This window comes from Taklimakanibacter albus (assembly GCF_016595235.1).
Taxonomy (GTDB): Bacteria; Pseudomonadota; Alphaproteobacteria; order Rhizobiales; family Aestuariivirgaceae; genus Taklimakanibacter; species Taklimakanibacter albus.
On the sequence record NZ_JAENHL010000006.1, the window covers coordinates 586,596 to 609,027 of the forward strand.

Consider the following 22,432-nt stretch of genomic DNA (forward strand, 5'->3'; position numbering starts at 1 on the left):
ATCATTTTCTTCAATCGTGACCAATCTTCTCCGCCGGTTCCCCCTCACCCTAACCCTCTCCCCCGTGGGGGGAGAGGGGATCCGATGGATCAATTGCCGAGCTGCTGCTTGCCGAGCGCGAAGACATCGGCGAGCACGCGATAGACGTCGCTCTCTTCCATATAACCCTTGAAGGCTTCCGAGCCCGGGCCCTGCGCCTGGAGCACGATGTCGTCCACGGCGTGGACGCCGCTGTCGCCGTCCTTGGGCAGGTTGCCGGTGCGCAGCACCGCGCCGGGCACGTCCTTATAGGCGGCGTTGGCGATGTAATGCTTGTTCTCGTCCTGGACCGCCGGCACGAAGGGGCCGTCGAGATGGGGGCGGAAGGTCTCGTAATAATCGGGGAAGTTGTTGGCGAACATCGCCAGCCGCTTCGTCACATCGACGCGGTCGGGATAGCCGTCGCCATTCTCGTCCTTGTAGTTGGGGTAGCCGGCCTTGTCATAGGTACCGACCTTTTCGCGCATGTCGGTGCCGGGCTTGTCGTCGTCGATCGTGCCGATGATCGAGAAGCCATGGGTGTGATCGCCGGTCGCGATGATGAGCGTGTCGGGATTCTTGGCGGCGAACTCACGCGCGATGCCCACCGCCTTGTCGAACTCGATCGTCTCGATGACGGCGCGGTCCCAGTCGAGCGGGTGAGACATCTTGTCGATCGAGGCGCCTTCGACCATCAGGAAGAAGCCTTCCGGATTCTTCGACAGCCGCTCAAGGGCGGTCTTGGTCATCTCGACCAGGCCCGGCTGATTGGGGAATTTCTCCACCGTGCCCTTCTTGAGAAATTCGCGGTCGAGCGTCGTGTCCATGTTGCCGGTGTGGAAGAGCCCGAGCAGGTTCGGCTGGTTCGACGCCGCGGCGGTCGCCAGCTCGGTCTTGTCGGTGGCGAGCGCATAGCCCGCATCCTTGAAGAGCTGGATATAGTCCTTGTCGTCCTTGCGCTTGGAGCCGGCGGTCGCCTGCGGCAGGAAATAGGCCGAGCCGCCGCCCAGGATGACGTCCGGCTTCACGCCGTAGAACATCTCGACGATATCGGCCTTGTCGGCGCGCCGGCGCGTATGGGAGACGACGGCGGCAGGGGTCGCGTCCTCGATCTCGGCGGTCGAGACGACGCCGATCGATTTCTTGGTCTGACGGCGCAGCGCCTCGGCGATGGTTTCGACGCGCGGATCATCGAGGGTCGCGGGCGTGCGATCGGCATAGACGCCGAGCGCGTTGACCGAGCCCTTGTGTCCGGTCATATAGGCCGACATCGAGTTGGCGCTGTCGACGGCGATCGAGTCGACCGACGAGGTGCCGATGAAAGCCATGCGGTCGAGCTCGTCCATATTGAGCCTGCCATTGGCTTTGCCCTCGGTGACGCCCTTCGACATGATACGGGCACCGGTGCGATGCGCGACGGAAAGGCCGTCGCCCAGGAGGAAGATGATGTTCTTGGCTTTCGGCGCGGCGGTCGTGCCATAGACGTCCCACACGACTTTCTTCGTGTCGCTGCCGGCGGTGGCCTCGATCGTGTAGCTGCCGGGCTCGGCGATGGTGACGCCGCGGATGATCACCGCCGAGGCGTCGGCCTTCTCTTCCTTCTCGGTGAAGACGGGTTCCTTGCCGAAGATGGCTTTGTAGTCCTGGCCGTTGACGGTGACCTTGACGTCCTCCGGCTTCACCACGCCGGCAAACTCCACTTTGAAATCGAAAGGCGAGCCGGCGAGGATGGTCGCACGGTCGATCGGATAGACCGTTGCCGCCATGGCGGCGCCGGTGAGGAAGGTCGTGGCCGCCAGCGTGGCGAGAAATCTGCGCATGCGCATGCTCCATGAGAGAGACTGGGACGTCCCTGGGCTAGGACCCGAACATGACAGCTTGATAAAGATCGGAGGTTGTAAACAGGACTGTGACTGGAGCCCTCAAGGGGTGACGGGCTTGATGCCGATCGCATAGAGACGGCAGGGCTGCCTGCCGCCGGGCGGATAGGGAGCGTCTTGCGATATGAAGTCCACCGCGCGCGCACATTGATAGAGCGCGTCCTGCTTCGTGTCCTCGGTATTGGACCAGGAGGCGGCGATGCAATAAGCTCCGCCGGGACCGATGGCGAAGGCTGTCTTGCCGATATGCAGATAGCTCTTTTCGTAAGCGACGCGCGCTTCACCTTCCAGGGAGAGTGGTTCCTTGCTCTCGGCAAGGCCGAAGGATTTCTGCCCGATCATCCGGCTTACCGCGTCGATCACATTTTGCCGCCAGATCGACGTCAGGTGATCGGCGTCGTCGGCGATGACCCAGCTTCTGCCCTTGCCGCGATAGCGTGGGCCGCAAAGCTTATCGACGTATTTTCGGGTCATGGTCTTGGTGCCGTCTATGACCTTGTCGTCGAGCTCCCCGTAGACATGCAGGATTGGAACCGATCTCGGCACCAGCATGGCTCCCGGACGGCTGATCCCGCAGACCGTCCCGACGATGATGATGCCCGACAGCTTGGTGTCGAGAACTTGCGCCACATAGCCACCTTCCGAATGGGCCCATATGTACAGGGGAAGGTCTGGATGAGATTTGCGCAGCTCGGCAATCGTGCGCCGCGTCTGCGCGGCCCGGAATTTGACGGCCTCGGTGAATGCCCGATAGTTTTCCGGCGCGATCCATCCGCAATATGACGGCGGGCGTTGCTCGTCGAAGCTCGACGGATAGATCACCAGGAAACCGCGCGCCTGAAAGAAGCGAAACCATGAGTCGACGAAAGCATCGACACCGTTGCCGGGCCCGCTGCACCCATGCAACGCCAGGACGATTCCCTTCAGTTTGGGATCCTTGGGCCAGAAGCGAACCGCGCCCCTGAGCGGCACGTCCGGCAGCGGCAGAGCCTTGTCGAACGAGGCCCCCATGAAAGGGGTGCTCCAGACGAATTTGTTGCCGCGGGCGAGAAGCTTGCAGGTCGCCGACTTGCCCCAGGATTTTGGTCTGAGAGCGGCACGGCATGTCTTGATGGCGTTTTTTTCCGCTTCGGCGGCGCTCCCATACCCGTAGCTGTTGCCCCACACGCCGCCGGGTCCGATGGCCATGGCCTTGTGGCGTTTGAGGCCGGGATATTCGGTGCGATAGATCACCTCGGCGTCGAGACCAGCTTGCGGATCGATGGCATAAGCGGGTGCTGACGCCAGCGCGAGGAGTTTGGCGCCCGCCACGACGATGACCAGCCGGATGAGCTGCCGTATCATGTGATGTCCCCGATCAACCGGGGTACATCCTGCGCGAGGCACTCGTTCCGGTCAATCGGCGCTCAGAAACGGATAGTCCGTATAGCCCTCCGCCCCGGGCGTGTAGAAGGTTGTGTCATTGGGCGCGTTCAGCGCTGCTTTGCCGGCGAAACGGGCGGGGAGGTCGGGATTGGCGATGAACAGGCGCCCGAAAGCCACCGCATCGGCTTCACCCTCCGCCACGACGTGCTCCGCCACCTCGTAGGTGAAATCCTGGTTGGCGATATAGATGCCGCCGAAGGCCTGTTTCACTTTCGGTCCAAGGCGCGGTTCGGCGAGCGACTCGCGCGCGATGATGAAAGCGAGGTTGCGCCGCCCGACCTCGCGCGCGACATAAGTGAAGGTCGCTTCCGGCGTCGTGTCGTCGATGTCGTGCGAGTTGCGCCTGAGATTGAGATGCAGGCCGACGCGGTCGGCGCCCCAGACCGAGATCGCCGCATCGGTCGCCTCGAGCATCAGGCGGGCCCGGTTCTCGATAGGGCCGCCATAGTCGTCGTCGCGCTTGTTGGTCTTGTCCTGCAGGAACTGGTCGAGCAGATAGCCATTGGCGCCATGAAGCTCGACACCGTCGAAGCCGGCCCTTTGGGCGTTCTCCGCGCCCTTGCGATAGGCGGCGATGACATCGGCGATCTCATGGCGCTCGAGCGCGCGCGGTGTCACATAGGGACGCTTCGGCCGCACCAGGCTGACGGTTCCCGCCGGCTGGATGGCGCTCGGCGCCACCGGAAGGGCGCCATCGAGGAAGATGGGATCGGAGATGCGCCCGACATGCCAGAGCTGCAGGAAGATACGACCGCCGGCCTCATGGACGGCCTTGGTCACGAGCCGCCAGGCGTCCGTCTGCTCTTTCGACCAGATGCCCGGCGTGTCGGCATAACCGACGCCCATGGGCGTCACGCTGGTCGCCTCGCTGAGAATGAGGCCGGCGGAAGCACGCTGCGCGTAATATTGGGCCATCAGCGGATTGGGAATGCGCGCCGACCCGGCCCGGCTGCGGGTCAGGGGCGCCATCAGGATGCGGTTCGGCAGGGTCAGCGGACCGAGTTTGAGCGGATCGAAAAGTCCAGGCATTTCATGATCTTCGCTTTTATGGGGCGGGAAGCCCATATTTAAGCGCAGACACAGGCGTAATGTGAAGTGACGTTTGCGACAGGGCAGCCATTCTTCCGCCGCTTCTGTCGGCTTTTACCCGCCTCCGGAACTGGGGTAGTTAGATTCAACCCCCGAAAGCACTGATTCGACTGGAATACCGATGGCCAAGAATAATGGGAAAGACCTCTTTGATGCCGCCGAGTTGGCGCCCGAGCCTGCCAAGGCGCGCGCCGCGAAGCCGAAGAACGGCGAGGACAGCTATACCGCTGCCGATATCGAGGTGCTCGAGGGGCTCGAACCGGTGCGCCGCCGGCCTGGCATGTATATTGGCGGCACGGACGAGAAGGCTCTGCATCATCTCTTCGCCGAGGTGATCGACAACGCCATGGACGAGGCGGTGGCGGGCCACGCGTCCTGGATCGATGTCGACTACGACAAGGACGGCTGGCTGTCCGTCACCGACAATGGCCGCGGCATTCCGGTCGACCCGCATCCGAAGTTCAAGGACAAATCGGCCCTCGAAGTCATCATGACGACGCTGCATGCCGGCGGTAAATTCGACTCCAAGGTCTATGAGACCTCAGGCGGTCTGCACGGCGTCGGCGTCTCGGTGGTGAACGCGCTGTCGGAAGACCTCGTCGTCGAGGTGGCGAAGGGCCAGCAGCTCTATCGCCAGAGCTACAAGCGCGGCAAACCGGTGACCAAGCTCGAGAAGCTCGGCAAGGTGGCGAACCGGCGCGGTACCACTGTGCGCTTCCGGCCCGACCCGCAGATCTTCGGCAAGACGATCGAATTTTCAGGCGCCCGCCTGTTCCGCATGGCGCGCTCCAAGGCCTATCTCTTCGGCGGCGTCGAGATCCGCTGGTCCTGCGATCCGTCCCATATCAAGGACAAGGAGACGCCGGAAAAGGCCACGCTGCATTTTCCCGGCGGCCTCAAGGACTTCCTCGAGGAACGCCTCGAAGGCAATACCCGTGTCGTCGACGACATCTTCGCCGGCAAGGTGACGAAACCCGGTGGCCATGGTTCGGTCGAATGGGCGGTGGCGTGGTTCGGCGGCGATGACGGCTTCATCTCGTCCTATTGCAACACCATCCCGACACCCGATGGTGGCACCCATGAGCAGGGCCTGCGCGCCGCTTTGCTGCGCTCGCTCAAGAATTATGCCGAGCTCGCCGGCAACAAGCGCGCTGGTGCTGTGACCGGCGACGACGTCATGGCGTCGTCCGGCGCGTTGCTCTCGGTCTTCATCCGTGAGCCCGAATTCCAGGGCCAGACCAAGGACCGGCTCGCCACCCAGGAAGCGGCGCGCATCGTCGAGGCCGCGGTGCGCGATCATTTCGACCACTGGCTCACCGGCCATCCGGCCCAGGCCGACAAGCTGCTGAACTGGATCGCCGACCGCGCCGAGGAGCGCCTGCGCCGGCGCCAGGAAAAAGAAGTCGGCCGCAAGACGGCTTTGCGCAAGCTGCGCCTTCCGGGCAAGCTCGCCGACTGCTCATCGACGGCCGCCGATGGCTCCGAGCTGTTCATCGTCGAGGGCGACTCGGCCGGCGGCTCCGCCAAGCAGGCGCGCAACCGCGCCACGCAAGCCGTGCTGCCCTTGCGCGGAAAGATCCTCAACGTGGCAAGCGCCGGCAAGGACAAGCTCGCCCAGAACCAGCAGCTCTCCGACCTGATGCAGGCTTTGGGCTGCGGCACGGGGGCGAGCTATCGCGAGGATGATCTGCGCTACGACAAGGTGATCATCATGACCGACGCCGATGTCGACGGCGCCCATATCGCCTCGCTGCTGATCACCTTCTTTTACCGCCAGATGCCGCAGCTGATCGATGAGGGCCATCTCTATCTGGGCGTGCCGCCGCTCTACAAGCTGGCGCAAGGGTCGAAGACCGCTTATGCGCGCAACGATCAGCACAAGGACGAATTGCTGAAGGGCGATTTCTCCGGCCGCGGCAAGGTCGAGATCTCCCGCTTCAAAGGCCTGGGCGAGATGCTGCCCAGCCAGTTGAAGGAGACGACGATGGACCCGAACAAGCGCGCGCTGCTCCGGGTCAATATCCTGGGCGACGAGAAGGCGACGACCGCCAAGGTGGTCGAGCAGCTGATGGGCAACAAGCCGGAGGAGCGCTTCAAGTTCATCTCCGGCCGCGCCGAATTCGTCACCGACGAGGGGCTGGATATCTGAGCCGGCTGTCAGTCCCGGCGAATCCAGCTATATAGAACAGAGATGGGAGCCCTGCTGGAACCTCAACGAGGTTCCGGCGGTTAATCTGTATCGGCAGACGATGCCGGTGAGGAGCTGCCCATGACCAGACCGCATCCGATTCCCGAAGACCGTATTCGTGAGCGCGCGTACCGCCTCTGGCTCGAGGAGGGCCAGCCGCAAGGAAAATCCACCGAGCATTGGGAGAAGGCGCGCGAGCTGCTGGCACTCGAAACCGATCCCGAAGAGGGCAAGGCAGGCGTCGGGGAGGGCTACAATAATCCCGGGCCCTGGGGCGAGCCGGTGGAGGAGGCGAGTATCCTCGAGAATCAGGGCGAGTTCCCGATGACGACCGACCAGGGTGATCAGAAGATCCCCAAGAAGCATCGTCCGAGCTTGAGCCGCAAACCGGCCAGGCGCCGCGCCATGTAGCGGTGAGATCCGATGCCTTCGACCGCGATCAGCCGCATCGAATTCGACCCGGAGACCGGCGCGCTCGATATCTGGTTTCGCGAGTCAGGGCGGCGCTATCGTTACTATGATGTGCCGGCGCGGGCCTATGAGGCCTTCCGCAAGGCGACGTCGAAGGGCCGTTTTTTCAACAGCCATATCCGCGACCGTTACGACTTCGCGCATATTTCGGTGGAGGGGTCGAGACGTCACGCGGCGTGAGCCTACGGCGCGCCGAGGATTGTTCCGGTACGGGAATCGATCCGTACCTTCCGAATAACGGCGGTCGTCGGTCTAATCCTGAACAGGCCGCCGCAGTCGAGGCCGCAGAGGTCGCGCCCCAGGCTGGAAGGAAGGGGTGCTTTGACGGGCTTGATTGCCAGACGTGGTGCGTGGGAGATCGGCGGATCAGGATCTTTACTCGTGAAAAGGACCAGGGCCAGCCCACCAACGACCAGGCTTATCACGATCATATGAAGGGGCTTCATCGCGTCTCCCCAAAACGAACGAAGGCGGTTCGCCGTAGAACCGCCCCCGTCTCGCCGTCCGTCAGCTGTGAACTACTTCACGAACCTTCGGATTTCTATGTCGGCCCGCGAGATGCCGATGTCGCGCAGCAGGTGATCATCGAGGTCCCGCAGGCGCCGTCTGGCATCACGCTGCGCCAAATGGATACGCACACGCGTGAACAGTCCGGGCGGTGCAAGAAGAATGCCGCGGGCGGTGTCGAGGGTCATTTGAGTGGCCTCCTGAAGCACTTGGAACTCAGTGATGGGGGTTCTAGCAGGGGCTGGCGCAACCCACCCTGAACGGGTCGTTCATCTGCCGTTTAACTTGCGGATTTGGGGATGGCGGGCGCCTGAGACTTTCAAGCTCGGGCCTGGACGGCTAAACTGAGCGCCATGGCAGATTCGCAGGAAATGCTCCTCATCGTGCACGACCGCGATGAGATGGACGACCGGGCCTCAGCCTGGGCGAAACGCCAGGGTTATGTCCTGAATTGGGTCTGCCCGGCGGCTGGCGAAAAACTCCCGGAGCTCGACGAACGGACGGCGGGCGTCATTGTCTATGGCGGTGCCCAGGATGTCGACCAGCAGGACAGGTTCCCTTACCTGAAAGACGAGATGCGCCTCCTCGACCAGGCGTTGAAGCGCGAGACGCCGGTGCTGGGCCTTTGCCTCGGCGGCCAGCTGCTCGCCCATACGCTGGGCGAGACCGTCACCGGACATCCGGGCGGCCAGGCCGAATATGGCTATTACGACCTTGTGCCGACCGATGCGGGCAAGGCGCTCTTCGGGGCGGGCATGAAGGTTCTGCAGTCGCATTGGCATGGCTGGTACGGCACACCCAAGGGTGCGGTGAAGCTCGCTGGCACGGCCGATTTCCCCGAGCAGGCCTTCCGCTATGGCCCGACCGCTTACGGCTTTCAGTTCCATCCAGAGACGAGCCGCCATGGTCTGTCGCGCTGGATCGGCCGCCGGCCGGCGAACAAGCAGACCATGAAGGGAGCGCATCCCCCCGATCGCCAGCTCGCGGATAATCTCCTCTATGACAAGGTGCTCGGCGACTGGTTCCACCAATTCCTCGACGGCTGGATGAGCGGACGGCAAATGAAATACGAGGCGGCAGAATGACGATTGCCACCATACTTCCCGCGGTAGACACGCGATCCCTCGTCCTGCGCGAGATCGAAGCCGGCGACTGGAAGGCTTTGGCGCATTTCATGACGCAGAGCGCCTATCAGCGCCACATCGCCATGCGCCTGCGCAACGAGGACGACGTCAAGAATTTCGTCACCCGCCAGGTGGCGCGCCAGGGCGACGAGCGCCGGCATGTCTTCCATCTGGCGGCCGAGGACAAATCGCGCGGCTTGGCGGTCGGCGACGGTTTCATCATTCTGGGCCGCGGCGGGCTCGCCGAGATCGGCTGGGGCGTGGCGCCGGCTCTCTGGGGCAAGGGCTACGGCACCGAGATCGGCCGTGCGCTGGTCGGCCTTGCGGTCGAACGCGTCGGGGCGGCGAGGGTGTGGGCCAAGGTGATGGCGTCCAATACCGCATCCTTGAAGCTCGCCCGTCGTATAGGTCTCAAGCATGAGCGCTCGCATCCGGACTATCCGGCGGGCCATGGGCGCTTCGAAGCAGTTGAATTCTTCGCCATGGCGGCGGAAGATTATTTCGACGCTGCTTATTAAGCTTATTAAATAACACTAAGAGCGGTCTTATGGCTTCGACGCCCCCGATCTGCGATTTCGGCTGGAAGGCGCGCGACTTCCGCCTGCCGGCGACCGACGGGCGGATTTATGGCCTTGGCGATCTGCGCGGTGAGAAGGGGACTGTGCTCGTCTTCATCTGCAATCATTGTCCTTACGTGATTGCGATCACCGCCAGACTGGTGCGCGACGCCAAGGATCTGCAGAAGGCGGGTTTCGGCGTGGCGGCGATCTGCTCCAACGATGCGGCTGAGTATCCGGAAGATTCCTTCGCCAATATGAAGCTCTTCGCCGCCAAGAACGGCTTTCCGTTTCCCTATCTCCATGATGAAAGCCAGAAGGTGGCGCGGGACTATGGCGCCGTCTGCACGCCCGATTTCTTCGGCTTTGACGGCCGGGACGGGCTGCAATATCGCGGCAGGCTCGATGAATCGCGCAAGGAGGCGGTGCCGGGCGCCAGGCGCGATCTTTATGAAGCGATGATGGAGGTCGCCCGGACGGGTGAGGGGCCGCGCGACCAGATTTCCGCAATGGGCTGCTCCATCAAGTGGAAACCCGGCAACTGGTAGCTATTTCCGGTTCGACGGCTTTTTGAGCGGCGCCGTGGCGATGGCGAATAGGTCCTCGGTTTCAGGGATCCGGTCATAACGCACGCCCGGGAAGATGATGATCTTGGCGGGGCCGTGCGCAACCGAAGCATGAAACAGCGCCTCGTGGGCAGCGCGCTTCGGGAACGGAATGACGACGGCGTTCATGGATGTCTCCCAACAATCATATGCATCGAACTTGGTGCAAGATTAGAGCCGCGTGGCAGAAGGAAGCCTGAATGGTGTCGTTAGCTGCCGTTCATTCCTGACGCGTACTCCCCCAGCACGTAACTCGGCATCAACGTCATTTCCGGCCATCTCAGCCTGAAATGACAAAAGGGAGAATAATCTCAAGCGCTTCGCGTGGCGGTGCGGAAACCCACATTAGCGCGTGATCAGGAAAAGTGGATCCCGGTTTTCCGTCCGATCACGCGCTAAGCTTAAGATTCCGATCACGTTTATCACTTCAGGTCGAACCGACCTGAAGTGATCGTGATCTAGGAACGGGAGAGTACAAAAAGTGTTCCGGCTTTCCCTGTCCGGTTGGTTGTGAGAAAACTTCAAAGGCCATGAAGATCCGCAAGCGTCACCTGCCGCCGCTCAACGCCATCCGCGCCTTCGAGGCGGCGGCCCGGCATCTGCATCTCGGCAAGGCCGCCGAAGAGCTGTCGGTGACCCATGGCGCAGTCTCCAAGCAGATCGGCAATCTCGAGGACCATCTGGGCTTTCCGCTGTTCGAGCGCGCCGGCAACCGGCTGGTCCTGACCGAGCGCGGCCGCAAGCTGCTCGCCGCCTCGAACACCGCGTTGGATCAACTTGGCTATGCGATCGCCCGGCTCGACGGCGCCGCGGTCGAGGGCGAGCTGCGCCTCTCGGTTCCGCCGGCCTTTGGCGCCAACTGGCTGATTCCGAGATTGGCCCAGTTCCGCAAGCAGGCGCCGGCCTTGCGGCTGCAGCTCCTTGCCTCCGACCGGCCTGAAGACGCGCTCGATAAGGATGTCGATCTGGCGGTGCGGTTCGGCAAGCCGGTGTGGCGCGACTGCACGGTCCGGCTGCTCGCCCATGTCCGCTATTTCCCGGTCTGCAGCCCGAGCCTGCTCAACGAGCCGCCGGGACTGGCGACGCTGGGCGACCTCGCCTTTCACACACTGCTGCTCGACGATCCGGCGGGGGAGAACTGGAAACGCTGGCTCGATCATGCCGGCCTGCGCGATGCGGAGGCCCCCAACACCATCTATTTCGAGGACTTCGCCCATATCCTGGCGGCCGCCCGCGAAGGCCTGGGGCTCTGCCTCGGTGACATGATCACCACCGGCGCCGATCTGGCGGCCGGGCGGCTGGTGCGGCCTTTCGAGCAATCGGTCGAGGGGCTGGCCGCCTATTTTCTTATCGAGCCCTCGGTGACCTCGCCTGCGGCCCGGCTCTTCGCCGACTGGCTACAGGCCGAGATGGTGAGCTTTGTGAGGAATATTCACTGAGGGGGGAGGATTACTCTCTTGTTCCGAAGGACCGGCTGAACGAATGCTGGGCCAGAAAATAACGGAGACAGGCATGACCCAGAACAACACACCCTTGCGCGCCCGCAAAGAAGGCGGCGGCACGCCGTTGATGACCGACTGGTATCTGAAGTCGGAGACCGGTCCCCTCAAGGACGTCCTTTTAGGCCCGGCCGAAAGCTTCCGCTGGATGGGCCTCGAAAATGCCCAATGGTCGTCGCTGGTGCGCGACACGTTGCGGAAGGGCTACAAGTTCGACAAGCAGGCCGCCATGCGCCAGCACCGCGAGATGATCGACGCCTATGAGTCGGCCGGTGTCACCTGCCATTTCCTGCCCGTCGACATGACCAATCCCTATCAGGTCTATGCGCGCGATTCCTCTTTCATGTCGCCCTACGGCGCCGTTGTCTGCCAGCTCGCCAATCCGCGCCGGCGCGGCGAATATGCGGCGGTGCTGCGTTTCTATCTCGAGCGCGGCATCCCGATCTACGACATGGTGAGCGCCGGCAATTTCGAAGGCGGCGACTTCAACATCATCAAGCCCGGTGTGGCGCTGGTCGGTTATACTGATCACCGCTCCGAGGAAGTGGCAGCCCGCCAGGTCTCGGAATGGTTCCTTAAAGAGGGCTGGGAGATCAAATACGCCCCGATCGACCAGTTCTATGTCCATATCGATCTGATGGTGTGCATGCTCAACGAGCATTGCGCCGCCGTCTGCCTCGAGACGACCGAGGACGACATCGTCCAGTGGCTCAAATCGAAGAAGATCGAGATCATCCCGGCGAGCTTCAAGGAAACCATGGCGCTCGGCTGCAACGTGGTGGCGCTGGGTAATGACCGGGTGCTGTCGACGGCAGGCGCAACCGAGCTCAACGGCAAGATGCGCGCCGCGGGCTTCACGGTCTATGATCCCGACATGACCATGTTCACCCAGGCCGGCGGTGGCGTCCACTGCATGTGCCAGCCGCTGCGCCGGGAAGCTGCATGATCGCTTCGGATGCAATTCCGGGTTAATTCGCAATCAGTTAGATAATTCTTGACTGAATTAGTCGGATACCATTAGTTAACAGCCGCCGGACGGGAGTCCGGCGGCCAGCAAACGACCTCTCAACGTCCAGTAGCCAGCATTTTCAAGGGTACAGGGGAGAGGGGTCTCATGGGACATTCCGCATATCTGCGGCTTTGGCTGTTGGCGACAGCCGCGAGTTTCGCATTGACGGTTCCGGCGCAAGGCCAGGAACAGCCGCAGCAGCAAGCTGCCCAGGAAGCCGGCGACAGTGGCGGTCTTCTGGATCTGATCACGGTCGTTGCCTCCAAATTCGACGAGGAAGTGATCAACTCACTGACTTCCACCAGCGTCGTCGGTGGCGAACGCCTCCAGCAGAAGCAGGCCTCCGACATCAGGCAGGTGCTCACCGGCGTGCCAGGCGTCTCGACCGCCGGCACTCAGGACCGCACCGGCCTCGGCACCAGCATCAACATCCGCGGCCTCCAGGATTTCGGCCGCGTCGCCATGATCACCGACGGCGCCCGCAACAATTTCGCCCGCAACGATCATGGCAGCGCCAGCTCCATGTGGATCGAGCCGGAACTGCTCAAGCAGGTGACGGTGGTCCGTGGACCGGTCGCCAATATCTACGGCTCGGGCGCCATTGGCGGCGTCGTCGTCTTCGAGACCAAGTCGGCCAGCGATTTCCTGCGCGAGGGCGAGCAGTTCGGCGGCTCGGTCAAGGGCGGCTATGAAACCAATGGTGACGGATTCCTCACCAGCGTGACCGGCGCCATCAAGCCGGTCGAGGCCTTCGACCTGCTCGGCAACTTCACCTATCGCGAACGCGATGATTACAAAGGCGGCGACGGCAATACCGTCGACGACTCGAATTACGAGGTCAATGCCGGGCTCGCCAAGAGCGTCATCCGCCCGGCCGACGGCCACGAGATCACGCTCGGCTGGATCGGAAACAACAATAATTGGCGCGAGCCTTCGACCTCGATGCCGCAGGAGACCGATCTCAAGGAGAACGTCTTCACCGGCAAGTACCGCTTCACGCCCGGCAATGACTGGATCGATCTCACCCTGAGCGGCTATGTCAACGATACGAAGATGGATCAGACCTCCTTACGGGACGGCGTACGCTGGAATCAGAATGGCGGCGGCTGGATTCCGGTGCCGAAAGGCAGTGAACGGAATTTCGACCTGACCACGACGGGCGTCGACGTCAACAACGTCTCGCGCTTCGATACCGGGGCGCTGAAGCACACATTCACGGTTGGCGGCGACTGGTTCGACGACGATGTGAATGTGGAAGATCCTCTGGGCGGCGCCTTCGTCTACAGCCCCTCCGGCAACCGCGAGGTGTGGGGCGCCTTCGTCCAGGACAAGCTCGAATATTCCAACTGGCTCGAAGTGATCGGCGGCCTGCGCTACGACTCCTACAAGCTCGAAAGCGACGACGGCGAGATCGAAAGCGATGACAACCGGCTGTCGCCGCGCATCACCGTGGGTGTGAAGCCCTTTGAGTCCACCGGGTTCAATGGGCTCCAGGTCTATGGCACCTATGCCGAGGGGTATCGCTCGCCGAGCGTCATCGAAACGCTGATGACCGGCATGCATCCCGCCGGCGTGTCCTTTCCGTTCCTGCCCAACCCCGATCTGACGCCGGAAACCGCGCATCTCTTCGAAGCGGGAATCAACTACAAGCGCGATGGCCTCTTCACACCGGAAGACGGCTTGCGCATCAAGGCGGCAGCGTTCCACAACACGATCAATGATTACATTGGCCTGACGTCGCTCTCGCCTTTTCCGCCCAATCCGGATCCGGGCTGCACCTTCGTGCCGGGCCCAGGCGTCATTCCCATCTGCTACCAGTACCAGAACTTTGACAAGGTCGTGCTCAAGGGCTTCGAATTCGAGGCGACATACGACAACGGCCGGTTCTTCGCGGGGCTCTCCGGCACCTATCTCGACAGCGTGAACAAGGAGGACGACAACGAACTCCTCACCGCGCCGCAGAGCAATGTCAGCGCCTTTTCGGGGGTGCGCTTCCTCGAGAGCCGGGCGGTCGTCGGCGGCGAGCTGCAATATTACTTCAAATCCAATCGCGAGCGGCTCAATGAGGATACGCCCGCTCCCGATGACGAGATCAAATACTCCATTTCCGACTATGCGCTGGTCAATGTCTTCGCCGGCTATGCGGTGACGGATGATTTTCGTCTCGATCTCAGGCTCGAAAACATCTTCGACCAGAAATACACCAACTACCTGAACGAGGCGGTGGGCGTCGGCGATTTCTACGAGCCCGGCTTCAACGCGAAGATTTCGGCCACCTACCGCTTCGGCGGCTGACAAGACCACACGGGGTCTCTCCCTTGGATGACCGCTCCTTATCCTTAAGGGGCGGTCATCTGCTTCTTGAGGGCCAGCTTGCTTTTATCCAGCGCCTGACGGACATCGGCCGCCTTCAGGCCGTTCTCGCCGGCCCGCGCCACCACCGTGTCATATTGCGCCTGGCACGCGGCGAAGCTCGCTTCCGCCGCCTCATTCTTGTCGGACATCACTTGCCGTTGCGCCTTGTAGGCGGCGGCCGCGCATTGCTGCCAGGACTTGATCGCCTGGGTGATTTGCGGCGGCAGTGCCTGCTTTGCTAGGAGTGGGTCGGACAGCAGAGCAAACGCCAGAACCGACAGGCTGAATCGCAATGAATTTCGTGATCGCATGCAAGCATATTAGCGGCCGAACCTGCCGTGTCCATGCCGCGCCATGAGTTTCTCGGTCGACATTATCGGCGCCGGGCCTGCCGGGCTGATGGCGGCGGAAGTCCTTTCCGAGGGCGGCGCGACCGTGCGCATCATCGATCACATGGCATCGCCGGCGCGCAAGTTTCTGATGGCGGGCAGGGGCGGTCTCAATCTCACCCACTCCGAGCCGCTCGATCGTTTTCTCGATCGTTACGGTGAGGCGCGCGGTTTTCTCGAGCCCGCCATCCGCGCATTTCCGCCCGAGGCGCTGATCGCCTGGTGCAACTGCCTCGGCATCGAGACTTTCGTCGGCTCATCGGGACGCGTCTTCCCGAAGACGATGAAGGCCTCGCCGCTGCTGCGCGCCTGGCTGAGGCGGCTCGATGGCCTGGGTGTGAAGCTCGAGCTCAAGACCGAATGGACAGGCGACAAAGAAGCCGATGCGATGATCCTCGCCATGGGTGGCGCCAGCTGGCCGCGCCTTGGCTCGGACGCCGGCTGGGCCGCGATCCTGCGCCAGCGCGGCATCGAGGTGAAGGAACTCATCCCGGCCAATTGCGGCGTCACGATCGACTGGTCTGACTTCTTCATGGAGCGTTTCGCGGGTGAGCCGTTGAAGCGTATCGCGATGACCGTCGGCGGGCGAACGGTGCGCGGCGAAGCGGTCGTCACGCGGCGCGGTCTCGAAGGCGGTGTCGTCTATGCGCTCGGGCCGCACCTGCGCGCGACCAACGAGCTTGCCCTCGACCTCAGACCTGATTTGAGCGTCGCGGACCTGGAGGCGAGGCTGGCGCGTCCGAAGGGGAAAGCGTCGCAGAGCAATTTCCTGCGCAAGGCTGCGGGGCTCTCACCTGTCGCGATCGCGCTTTTGCGTGAGGTCGGGGCGCCCATGACCGCGGCCGGACTCAAATCGCTCAACCTGACCGTCACCGGTACCGACACGCTGGCGCGCGCCATCTCCTCGGCGGGCGGTGTGGCTCTTGGAGAGGTCGACCGGCAATTCGAGCTCAGGCGCTGGCCGGGCGTATTTGCGGTGGGCGAGATGCTGGACTGGGAGGCGCCGACCGGCGGCTATCTGCTGCAAGCCTGTTTTTCGACCGCGGTCACCGCCGCGAGGGCCTGCCTGGCGCGGTTTCAGGCTGCCCCGGGCCGGCCACAATCGGTTCCTAGGTAAGGGCAGCACTTCATGAGGAGATACGGCATGAATCGGACAGTTTTGGCGAAATGTGTGGGTGCCGCTCTGGCGCTTGCCGTGACGGCGGGTTTTGCCGGAACCGCTTCCGCGGGACCGCGCGGCTATTGCGACAGCTATGCGCGTGACGTCGCGCACCGCAAGACCAATGGCGGCGCCGATGTGCTCGTCGGCACGATCGGCGGCGCGGTGGCCGGCGGCATTCTGGGTGGCATCATCGATAACGGCAAGGGTGCCGGCCGTGGCGCCATCATCGGCGGTGTCGGCGGCACGCTGCTGGGCGCCGGTGTCACCAGCGACCGTTATCGCCGTGCTTATGACAATGCCTTCGCCCGCTGCATGGACAATTACGAAGGCCAGCGCAGCAACTATCAGTCGGCTGGCGATTTCGAGCCGGGCAGCCGCTCGTGGGCGCGCGCCTGCTCGCGCAAATATCGCTCCTTCAATCCCGATACCGGCAAATACAAAGCGAGCTCGGGCCAGTGGCGCACCTGCCGCCTCTGATCAATTCGCCAGAAATCAAAAAAGGCCGGAGATTTCTCCGGCCTTTTTTGTTGTTCTGTCGGCGGATCACGCCGCTTCGTCGCCAGCCCGCTGGCGCACGATGATCGAGGCGCCGGGGCGCGCCCGGTTGAACAGGTCGATCACGTCCTGGTTGACGAGACGCACGCAGCCCGATGAAACGGCCTTGCCGATGCTCGACGCATCCTGGGTGCCATGCAGGCGATAGAGCGTGTCCTGGCCGTTCTGGAAGATATAGAGGGCGCGGGCGCCGAGCGGATTGTCGAGACCCGGCTCCATGCCATTGCGGTATTTCTCGAGCTCAGGCTGCCGGTCGATCATTTCGGAGGGCGGCGTCCAGCGCGGCCAGGCGCGCTTGTACTGGATGCGGCCGCGGCCGCCCCAGGTGAAGCCGTCGCGGCCGATGCCGACGCCGTAGCGCATCGCCTGGCCGTTCTCGAGAACGAGATAGAGATAGCGGTTGGGCGTATCGACGATGATCGTGCCGGGGATCTCAGCGGTCGGGAAGTCGACCTGCCGGCGGCGGTATTTCGGCTTGAGCTTCTTCAGATCTACGGCCGGAATCGGAAACTGCTCATCGGGCAGCGCGCCATAGTTCGCCCTGAAGACGGAAGGATCGGAACCGGTCGGGTCGGCGGTGATGCCTTCAGTTTCGCCCTGGACGCAGGCGCTGAGCCCCGCACCGATGCCGCTGAGAAGAAATAAACGCCGGGTGATCGGCATGACAAACAATCCTTAATTCAAGTGAAAGAGACCGCGACGCCATCGCCACGGCTGATTGGTGATCCTGGAAGGAAGATCAGGCCGCGCGCGGTGGCGGTGTCGGGACCCCGATTTCCGCGCTGGGCGGCGGTATCGAGGCGAGGGCGTGGCGCAAGTCGCAGGCGATGAAGCCGGGCTTGAAGCTGGCGCTGTCGATTTCAATGGGCGCCAGCTTGATGCTGGCGCAGCGGGCCGGCAGATGGCTCTGAGTTCCCGCCGTCCTGAATGCGGCGCCGACAGTGGTCTGCTCGGCAGGATCGATCGGCGTGAAGGCGTGATTCAACCGCGCTGTCGGCCCCAGGAGCTGACACACGACAAGCGCCGTCATACACAGGAACACAATGGCAACCGTGACGCGGCGCAAGGAAAAGTTGAATACGCGATTCATTTCGGGGTTCTTTTACCCGGTTTCGTCCCCGCGCCAAGCTCACGACGGCGTGAATCGAGACGTTAAGTCGGCGACTGTTGCGCGAAGGTCACAGTCTGGTTTGATTAGCGCGCATCCCGGCGAAGTGGAACACTTCGCCGATAAGAAATTGTGGTGGAGCAAATCCTTTTCGCCAAAGTCTTCAACTTTGGCGGGATTTGCTTTACGCCATCTCCATGCAATAGCTCGCTCTTTCAGCAAGGGAGCCCTTCGTGTCCCGCATACCGCAGACGCCCATCGTCGAGCTTTTGCCCTCGACGGTGCCCTTTGTCGGCCCGGAAGCGCTGGAACGCCAGCGCGGCGTAGCCTTCAAGGCGAGGCTTGGCGCCAATGAAAGCGGCTTCGGCCCGGCGCCCAGCGTGGTCGCGGTGATCGCCGCGGCAGCAAATGACGTATGGAAATATTGCGACCCCGAGAATTACGATCTCAAACAGGCGCTCGCCCGCCATCACGGTGTGAAACCGGAGAATATCGCGGTGGGCGAGGGGATCGATGCGCTGTTCGGCTATGCGGTCAGGATGTTCGTGGCGCCCGGCATTTCGGTGGCGACCTCGCTCGGCGCCTACCCGACCTTCAACTTCCATGTGAATGGCTATGGCGGCAGGCTGGTGACGACGCCTTATGTGGCGGATCGTGAGGATCCGGCGTCCTTGCTCGCTCTTGCTCGCGCTGAAAACGCGCGGCTTCTCTTCTTCGCCAATCCGGACAATCCGATGGGCTCCTGGTGGTCGGCGAGCGTCGTCTCGGAGCTCATCGCCACTATTCCCGACGGCACGCTTCTGATCCTCGATGAAGCCTATGGCGAGTTCGCGCCGGAAGGCACCTTGCCACCGCTCGACGTGAGCAATCCCAGGCTCCTGCGTTTCCGCACCTTCTCCAAGGCCTATGGGCTGGCCGGTGCCCGCATCGGTTATGTGATCGGCGAAGCGGAACTGGTGAAGAGCTTCGACAAGGTACGCAATCATTTTGGCGTCAATCGCGTGGCGCAGGCAGCGGCGCTCGCGGCGCTTGCCGATCAAGCCTATCTGCGCACGGTGATCGGCAAGGTGGAGCGCGCCCGCGCACGCATCAGCGACATCGCGCGTGCCAACGGCCTGGCGCCGCTGCCATCCGCCACCAATTTCGTCACCATCGATTGCGGCCGTGACGGGGCTTTCGCCAAGCGCCTGCTGGACGAGCTGATCACGCGCGGCATCTTCGTGCGTATGCCCGGGGTCGCCCCGCTCAACCGTTGCATCAGAGTGAGTGCCGCCCCCGACGCCGAGCTCGATCTTTTCGCCGAATTGCTGCCCGAGGCTTTGCGGGCTGTCTGACGGACCGGTGAAAGGGGCTGGCTCTTGTCTTGTCGGCGGGCACCGGCGAAGCTGATCCAAAACAGGGCAGGGAGCGTTCACCGTGAAGATCAAGGACCTCAAGGTTTTCATCGTCGGCAATCCGCCGCCGGGTTTTGGCGGACGGTATTTTATTTTCGTCAAGCTCACGACCGACGACAATGTCAGCGGCATCGGCGAGGTCTATTGCGACACCTTCGGCCCGAAGGCGATGACCGCCATGATCGAGGATGTCTTCGCCCGTCATGTCGAAGGCATGGACCCGTTCCACATCGAGGCCTTGTGGCGCAAGGCCTACGGCACCGGCTACACCATGCGGCCGGACGCATCGCTGATGGGCGTTCTCTCCGGCATCGAGATCGCGCTGTGGGACATCAAGGGCAAGGCGACCGGCAAACCCGTCTATGAATTGCTGGGCGGGCGGGTGCATGAGAGCCTGCGCTCCTACACCTATATCTATCCCGACACCGCCAAGGGCCAGGACAGTTCCATCTATTGGAATGCCGAGGCCTCGGCCGAACGCGCCGCGCATTATGTGAAGCAGGGTTTCACCGCGGTGAAATTCGATCCCGCCGCACCTTACTCTGTCTTCGATCCACGCCAGCCTTCGCTCGAATCACTCGATCTGTGCGCCAAATTCTGCCGGCTCATCCGCGCGGCTGTCGGCAATAAGGCCGACTTGCTCTTCGGCACGCATGGCCAGTTCACCGCCTCGGGCGCGATCAGGCTGGCGAAGCGGCTCGAGCCTTATGAGCCTCTGTGGTTCGAGGAGCCGACACCGCCCGAAATGCCAGAGGAAATGGCGAAGGTGGCGCGCGCCACCTCCATTCCGGTGGCGACCGGCGAGCGCCTCGTCACCAAATATGAATTCGCCCGTGTGCTGGAGACGGGTGCGGCCTCGATCCTGCAGATGGCGCTCGGCCGCGTCGGCGGCATCATGGAGGCGAAGAAGATCGCCGCGATGGCGGAGACGCATTATGCGCAGATAGCACCCCATCTCTATGCGGGACCCGTGGAGGGCGCCGCCAATATCCACTTTGCCGCCTCGCTGCCCAACTTCCTCATTCTCGAAAGCATCGAGACCTGGGGCGGCTTCCATGCGAAGCTTCTGAAGAAGCCGATCCGCTGGGAGGCGGGGCGCGTGCTGCTGCCGACGGAGCCCGGGCTTGGCATCGAGCTCGATGAAGACGTGGCGTTGGCACATCCCTATACCGGCACCAATGTCCATCTCGAAATGACCGAGCGGCCGATCGAGTGACGTGCTTTCCGACACGGCTCAGATGAACTAGAAACGCAGACCACAAGAAAAGCAGGGGGTAGTCGATGACGCCAGATCTCATTCTCATCAATGCCGATATCCGGACCATGGATCCATTGAAGCCACGCGTCGAGGCTTTGGCCGCGCGCAACGGGCGGGTGATGGCGTTGGGATTGACGGCGGAGATCCGGGCGCTCGCCGGCAAGACAACGCGGGTCATCGATGCCGGCGGCAGGCTCGTCCTGCCGGGTTTCCAGGACACGCATATTCATATGCAGGACGGCGGCATGAATGGCGCGCTCAATGTGGATCTGGCGCATATCCGCACCATTCCCGACCTGCAGGCCGCCTTGGCCGATTTCGCGAAGAAGAATCCAAAGCGCCTGTGGCTGAATGGCCATGGCTGGTATTCCGGCATCTTCGGCGAGCACAATCTGACCCGTGAAGTGATCGACGCCGTGATCCCGGATCGCCCGTCGATGCTTTTTTCCTCCGACTATCACAGCGCCGCCATCAATTCGAAGGCCTGCGCGCTGATCGGCCTCGATGCCGGTGTGAAGGATCCGGAGAACGGCTATTTTAGCCGCGATACCAAGGGTGTGCCGACCGGCCTCGTGCATGAAAAGGCCATCGACTGGGTGCGCGATCGCATGCCGGAGATTCCGGATTCTGATTGGGAGGACGGCGTGCGCTACGGCCAGGCCCTGTGCAACCGCCATGGCTTCACCGGCGTGCTTGATGCGCTCGTCACTGACCGGCATTTGCGAATCTATCGCGCCGTCGAGAAGTCGACTGGCCTCACCGTGCGTGTCGCTTCGACCGCTCTGGTCGAGCCCACCGACACGGTCGAGGCTGCGCTCGAGCGTATCGAAGGTTTTCGCCGCGACTTCGCCTCCGACATGCTGAAGGTTCATTCGGCGAAATTCTTCCTCGACGGCGTGCTCGAGAACCGCACCGCCGCGATGATAGAGGACTATCATGACGCGCAGGGCGGAAATTTCCCGGTGATGTTCGGCGAAAACCATCTGCGCGAGCTGTTCATCGCCTTCGACCGGGCGCGCTTCCAGATCCATTGCCATGTCATCGGCGACAAGGCAGTGCGCGCCGGGCTCGATGCGCTCGAAGCGGCGCGCGACGTCAATGGCGCCTGGCCGAGCCTGCATCAGCTGGCGCATGTCCAGGTCGTCGACCCGGACGATATCCCGCGCTTCGCCAAGCTCGGTGTGATGCCCAATATCCAGCCGCTGTGGGCGCGGAGCGAAGCGTCGGTCACCGAAATCGCGGTGCCGATCGCCGGCCCCAAGGCGCGCTGGATCTATCCTTTCCGCTCGCTGATCGATGCCGGCGCCACCTGCGCCATGTCGAGTGACTGGAGCGTCACCACCCTAAATCCGTTCCCGATCATGCAGACGGCGATCACGCGCCAGCCGCCGGAAATGGGCCGCGATCATCCGGTCTTCCTGCCCGAGGAACGCATGACGCTGGACGAATGCATCAAGGGCTACACGGTCAATGCCGCGGCAGCCGCCTGGCGCTCGGCCGATACGGGCTCGCTGGAGCAGGGCAAATATGCCGACCTCATCATCCTCGACCGCGATCTGTTCGCCATCGACCCTTACGAGATCGCCGGCACGCAGGTGATGCTGACCTTGCTCGGTGGGAAAGAGGTGCACCGGCATAGTGAGTTCAAGGGGTAGGTGTTTGCCCCTAACACCGTCACCCCGGCGAAAGCCGGGGCCTACTGAATAAGTTCAGGCGGATGGCGCGTGGAGAGAATTTATTGGATCCCGGCTTTCGCCGGGATGACGGGTAATTGGTGTTCACTCACGGAGCACAAGAAAAAGGCCGGATGTTTCCATCCGGCCTCAGTTCCCAGGGGTA

At 62.6% G+C, this 22,432-nt stretch carries 22 protein-coding genes; 14 read left to right on the forward strand and 8 right to left on the reverse strand.

The features are described from left to right. Positions 1-89: 89 nt before the first annotated feature. The 3 genes from JHL16_RS07405 to JHL16_RS07415 all read right to left on the reverse strand — a co-directional run bounded on the left by JHL16_RS07405 (position 90) and on the right by JHL16_RS07415 (position 4,352). Positions 90-1,838, reverse strand: coding sequence for an alkaline phosphatase (locus JHL16_RS07405; protein WP_200184237.1), 1,749 nt, complete (start codon positions 1,836-1,838; stop codon positions 90-92). A gap of 102 nt (positions 1,839-1,940) precedes the next feature. Then, the gene (locus JHL16_RS07410; RefSeq protein ID WP_200184238.1) at positions 1,941-3,242 is read right to left on the reverse strand and encodes an alpha/beta hydrolase; all 1,302 of its coding nucleotides are present in this window, start codon (positions 3,240-3,242) and stop codon (positions 1,941-1,943) included. Between the two features lie 51 nt (positions 3,243-3,293). Beyond that, positions 3,294-4,352: an alkene reductase gene (locus tag JHL16_RS07415; protein ID WP_200184239.1), complete on the reverse strand. Its 1,059-nt coding sequence runs from the start codon at positions 4,350-4,352 to the stop codon at positions 3,294-3,296. A gap of 181 nt (positions 4,353-4,533) precedes the next feature. Between JHL16_RS07415 and parE the strand changes: the two genes are divergently transcribed. The 3 genes from parE to JHL16_RS07430 all read left to right on the forward strand — a co-directional run bounded on the left by parE (position 4,534) and on the right by JHL16_RS07430 (position 7,251). Then, positions 4,534-6,561 carry a DNA topoisomerase IV subunit B gene (parE, locus tag JHL16_RS07420; RefSeq protein ID WP_200184240.1) on the forward strand — a complete coding sequence of 676 codons (2,028 nt, stop codon included), beginning with the start codon at positions 4,534-4,536 and terminating at the stop codon, positions 6,559-6,561. Between the two features lie 120 nt (positions 6,562-6,681). Beyond that, entirely contained in the window at positions 6,682-7,011 is a 330-nt protein-coding gene (locus JHL16_RS07425) for a DUF2934 domain-containing protein (protein WP_200184241.1), read from the forward strand. Positions 7,012-7,023: 12 nt separating this feature from the next. Continuing rightward, complete coding sequence (locus tag JHL16_RS07430; protein ID WP_200184242.1) at positions 7,024-7,251, forward strand: KTSC domain-containing protein; 228 nt, start codon at positions 7,024-7,026, stop codon at positions 7,249-7,251. A gap of 338 nt (positions 7,252-7,589) precedes the next feature. Here JHL16_RS07430 and JHL16_RS07435 read toward each other — a convergent pair whose 3' ends face one another. After that, positions 7,590-7,766: a YjiS-like domain-containing protein gene (locus JHL16_RS07435; RefSeq protein WP_200184243.1), complete on the reverse strand. Its 177-nt coding sequence runs from the start codon at positions 7,764-7,766 to the stop codon at positions 7,590-7,592. A 165-nt stretch (positions 7,767-7,931) separates the two neighbouring features. Here JHL16_RS07435 and JHL16_RS07440 point away from each other — a divergent pair, with 165 nt between their 5' ends. Genes JHL16_RS07440 through JHL16_RS07450 form a run of 3 tightly spaced genes read left to right on the forward strand, consistent with a single transcriptional unit; the run spans position 7,932 to position 9,807 of the window. Further along, positions 7,932-8,663: a glutamine amidotransferase-related protein gene (locus tag JHL16_RS07440; RefSeq protein WP_200184244.1), complete on the forward strand. Its 732-nt coding sequence runs from the start codon at positions 7,932-7,934 to the stop codon at positions 8,661-8,663. Continuing rightward, the gene (locus JHL16_RS07445; protein WP_200184245.1) at positions 8,660-9,220 is read left to right on the forward strand and encodes a GNAT family N-acetyltransferase; all 561 of its coding nucleotides are present in this window, start codon (positions 8,660-8,662) and stop codon (positions 9,218-9,220) included. Before JHL16_RS07440 ends, JHL16_RS07445 begins: the two co-directional genes overlap by 4 nt. Positions 9,221-9,249: 29 nt before the next feature. Beyond that, positions 9,250-9,807, forward strand: coding sequence for a thioredoxin family protein (locus JHL16_RS07450; RefSeq protein WP_200184246.1), 558 nt, complete (start codon positions 9,250-9,252; stop codon positions 9,805-9,807). Here JHL16_RS07450 and JHL16_RS07455 read toward each other — a convergent pair whose 3' ends face one another. Further along, complete coding sequence (locus JHL16_RS07455; RefSeq protein ID WP_137855299.1) at positions 9,808-9,993, reverse strand: hypothetical protein; 186 nt, start codon at positions 9,991-9,993, stop codon at positions 9,808-9,810. 401 nt (positions 9,994-10,394) lie between these two features. Here JHL16_RS07455 and gcvA point away from each other — a divergent pair, with 401 nt between their 5' ends. The 3 genes from gcvA to JHL16_RS07470 all read left to right on the forward strand — a co-directional run bounded on the left by gcvA (position 10,395) and on the right by JHL16_RS07470 (position 14,667). Next, a complete protein-coding gene (gcvA, locus tag JHL16_RS07460) occupies positions 10,395-11,303 on the forward strand; it encodes a transcriptional regulator GcvA (RefSeq protein WP_200184247.1) in 909 nt (302 codons plus the stop codon). A 73-nt stretch (positions 11,304-11,376) separates the two neighbouring features. Beyond that, complete coding sequence (locus tag JHL16_RS07465; RefSeq protein WP_200184248.1) at positions 11,377-12,309, forward strand: dimethylarginine dimethylaminohydrolase family protein; 933 nt, start codon at positions 11,377-11,379, stop codon at positions 12,307-12,309. 168 nt (positions 12,310-12,477) lie between these two features. Further along, a complete protein-coding gene (locus JHL16_RS07470; protein ID WP_200184249.1) occupies positions 12,478-14,667 on the forward strand; it encodes a TonB-dependent hemoglobin/transferrin/lactoferrin family receptor in 2,190 nt (729 codons plus the stop codon). Positions 14,668-14,711: 44 nt separating this feature from the next. Here JHL16_RS07470 and JHL16_RS07475 read toward each other — a convergent pair whose 3' ends face one another. Further along, positions 14,712-15,020: a hypothetical protein gene (locus JHL16_RS07475; protein ID WP_200184250.1), complete on the reverse strand. Its 309-nt coding sequence runs from the start codon at positions 15,018-15,020 to the stop codon at positions 14,712-14,714. Between the two features lie 61 nt (positions 15,021-15,081). Here JHL16_RS07475 and JHL16_RS07480 point away from each other — a divergent pair, with 61 nt between their 5' ends. Continuing rightward, positions 15,082-16,233, forward strand: a complete 1,152-nt coding sequence (locus JHL16_RS07480) for a BaiN/RdsA family NAD(P)/FAD-dependent oxidoreductase (protein WP_200184251.1) — start codon at positions 15,082-15,084, stop codon at positions 16,231-16,233. A 27-nt stretch (positions 16,234-16,260) separates the two neighbouring features. Continuing rightward, positions 16,261-16,755, forward strand: a complete 495-nt coding sequence (locus tag JHL16_RS07485; RefSeq protein WP_200184252.1) for a BA14K family protein — start codon at positions 16,261-16,263, stop codon at positions 16,753-16,755. 66 nt (positions 16,756-16,821) lie between these two features. Here the strand turns inward: JHL16_RS07485 and JHL16_RS07490 are convergent, their stop codons facing one another. Together JHL16_RS07490 and JHL16_RS07495 are read right to left on the reverse strand one after the other, a co-directional pair. After that, positions 16,822-17,496, reverse strand: a complete 675-nt coding sequence (locus JHL16_RS07490; RefSeq protein ID WP_200184253.1) for a L,D-transpeptidase — start codon at positions 17,494-17,496, stop codon at positions 16,822-16,824. A gap of 76 nt (positions 17,497-17,572) precedes the next feature. After that, on the reverse strand, positions 17,573-17,923 hold the full coding sequence (locus JHL16_RS07495; protein WP_200184254.1) for a hypothetical protein: 351 nt from the start codon (positions 17,921-17,923) through the stop codon (positions 17,573-17,575). A gap of 251 nt (positions 17,924-18,174) precedes the next feature. Here JHL16_RS07495 and JHL16_RS07500 point away from each other — a divergent pair, with 251 nt between their 5' ends. The 3 genes from JHL16_RS07500 to JHL16_RS07510 all read left to right on the forward strand — a co-directional run bounded on the left by JHL16_RS07500 (position 18,175) and on the right by JHL16_RS07510 (position 22,248). Further along, positions 18,175-19,275, forward strand: a complete 1,101-nt coding sequence (locus JHL16_RS07500; protein WP_200184255.1) for a pyridoxal phosphate-dependent aminotransferase — start codon at positions 18,175-18,177, stop codon at positions 19,273-19,275. Positions 19,276-19,357: 82 nt separating this feature from the next. After that, positions 19,358-20,551 (forward strand): enolase C-terminal domain-like protein, encoded by a 1,194-nt coding sequence (locus JHL16_RS07505; protein WP_200184256.1) that lies wholly within the window; start codon positions 19,358-19,360, stop codon positions 20,549-20,551. A 65-nt stretch (positions 20,552-20,616) separates the two neighbouring features. Then, positions 20,617-22,248 carry an amidohydrolase gene (locus JHL16_RS07510; RefSeq protein WP_200184257.1) on the forward strand — a complete coding sequence of 544 codons (1,632 nt, stop codon included), beginning with the start codon at positions 20,617-20,619 and terminating at the stop codon, positions 22,246-22,248. Positions 22,249-22,432: the final 184 nt, after the last annotated feature.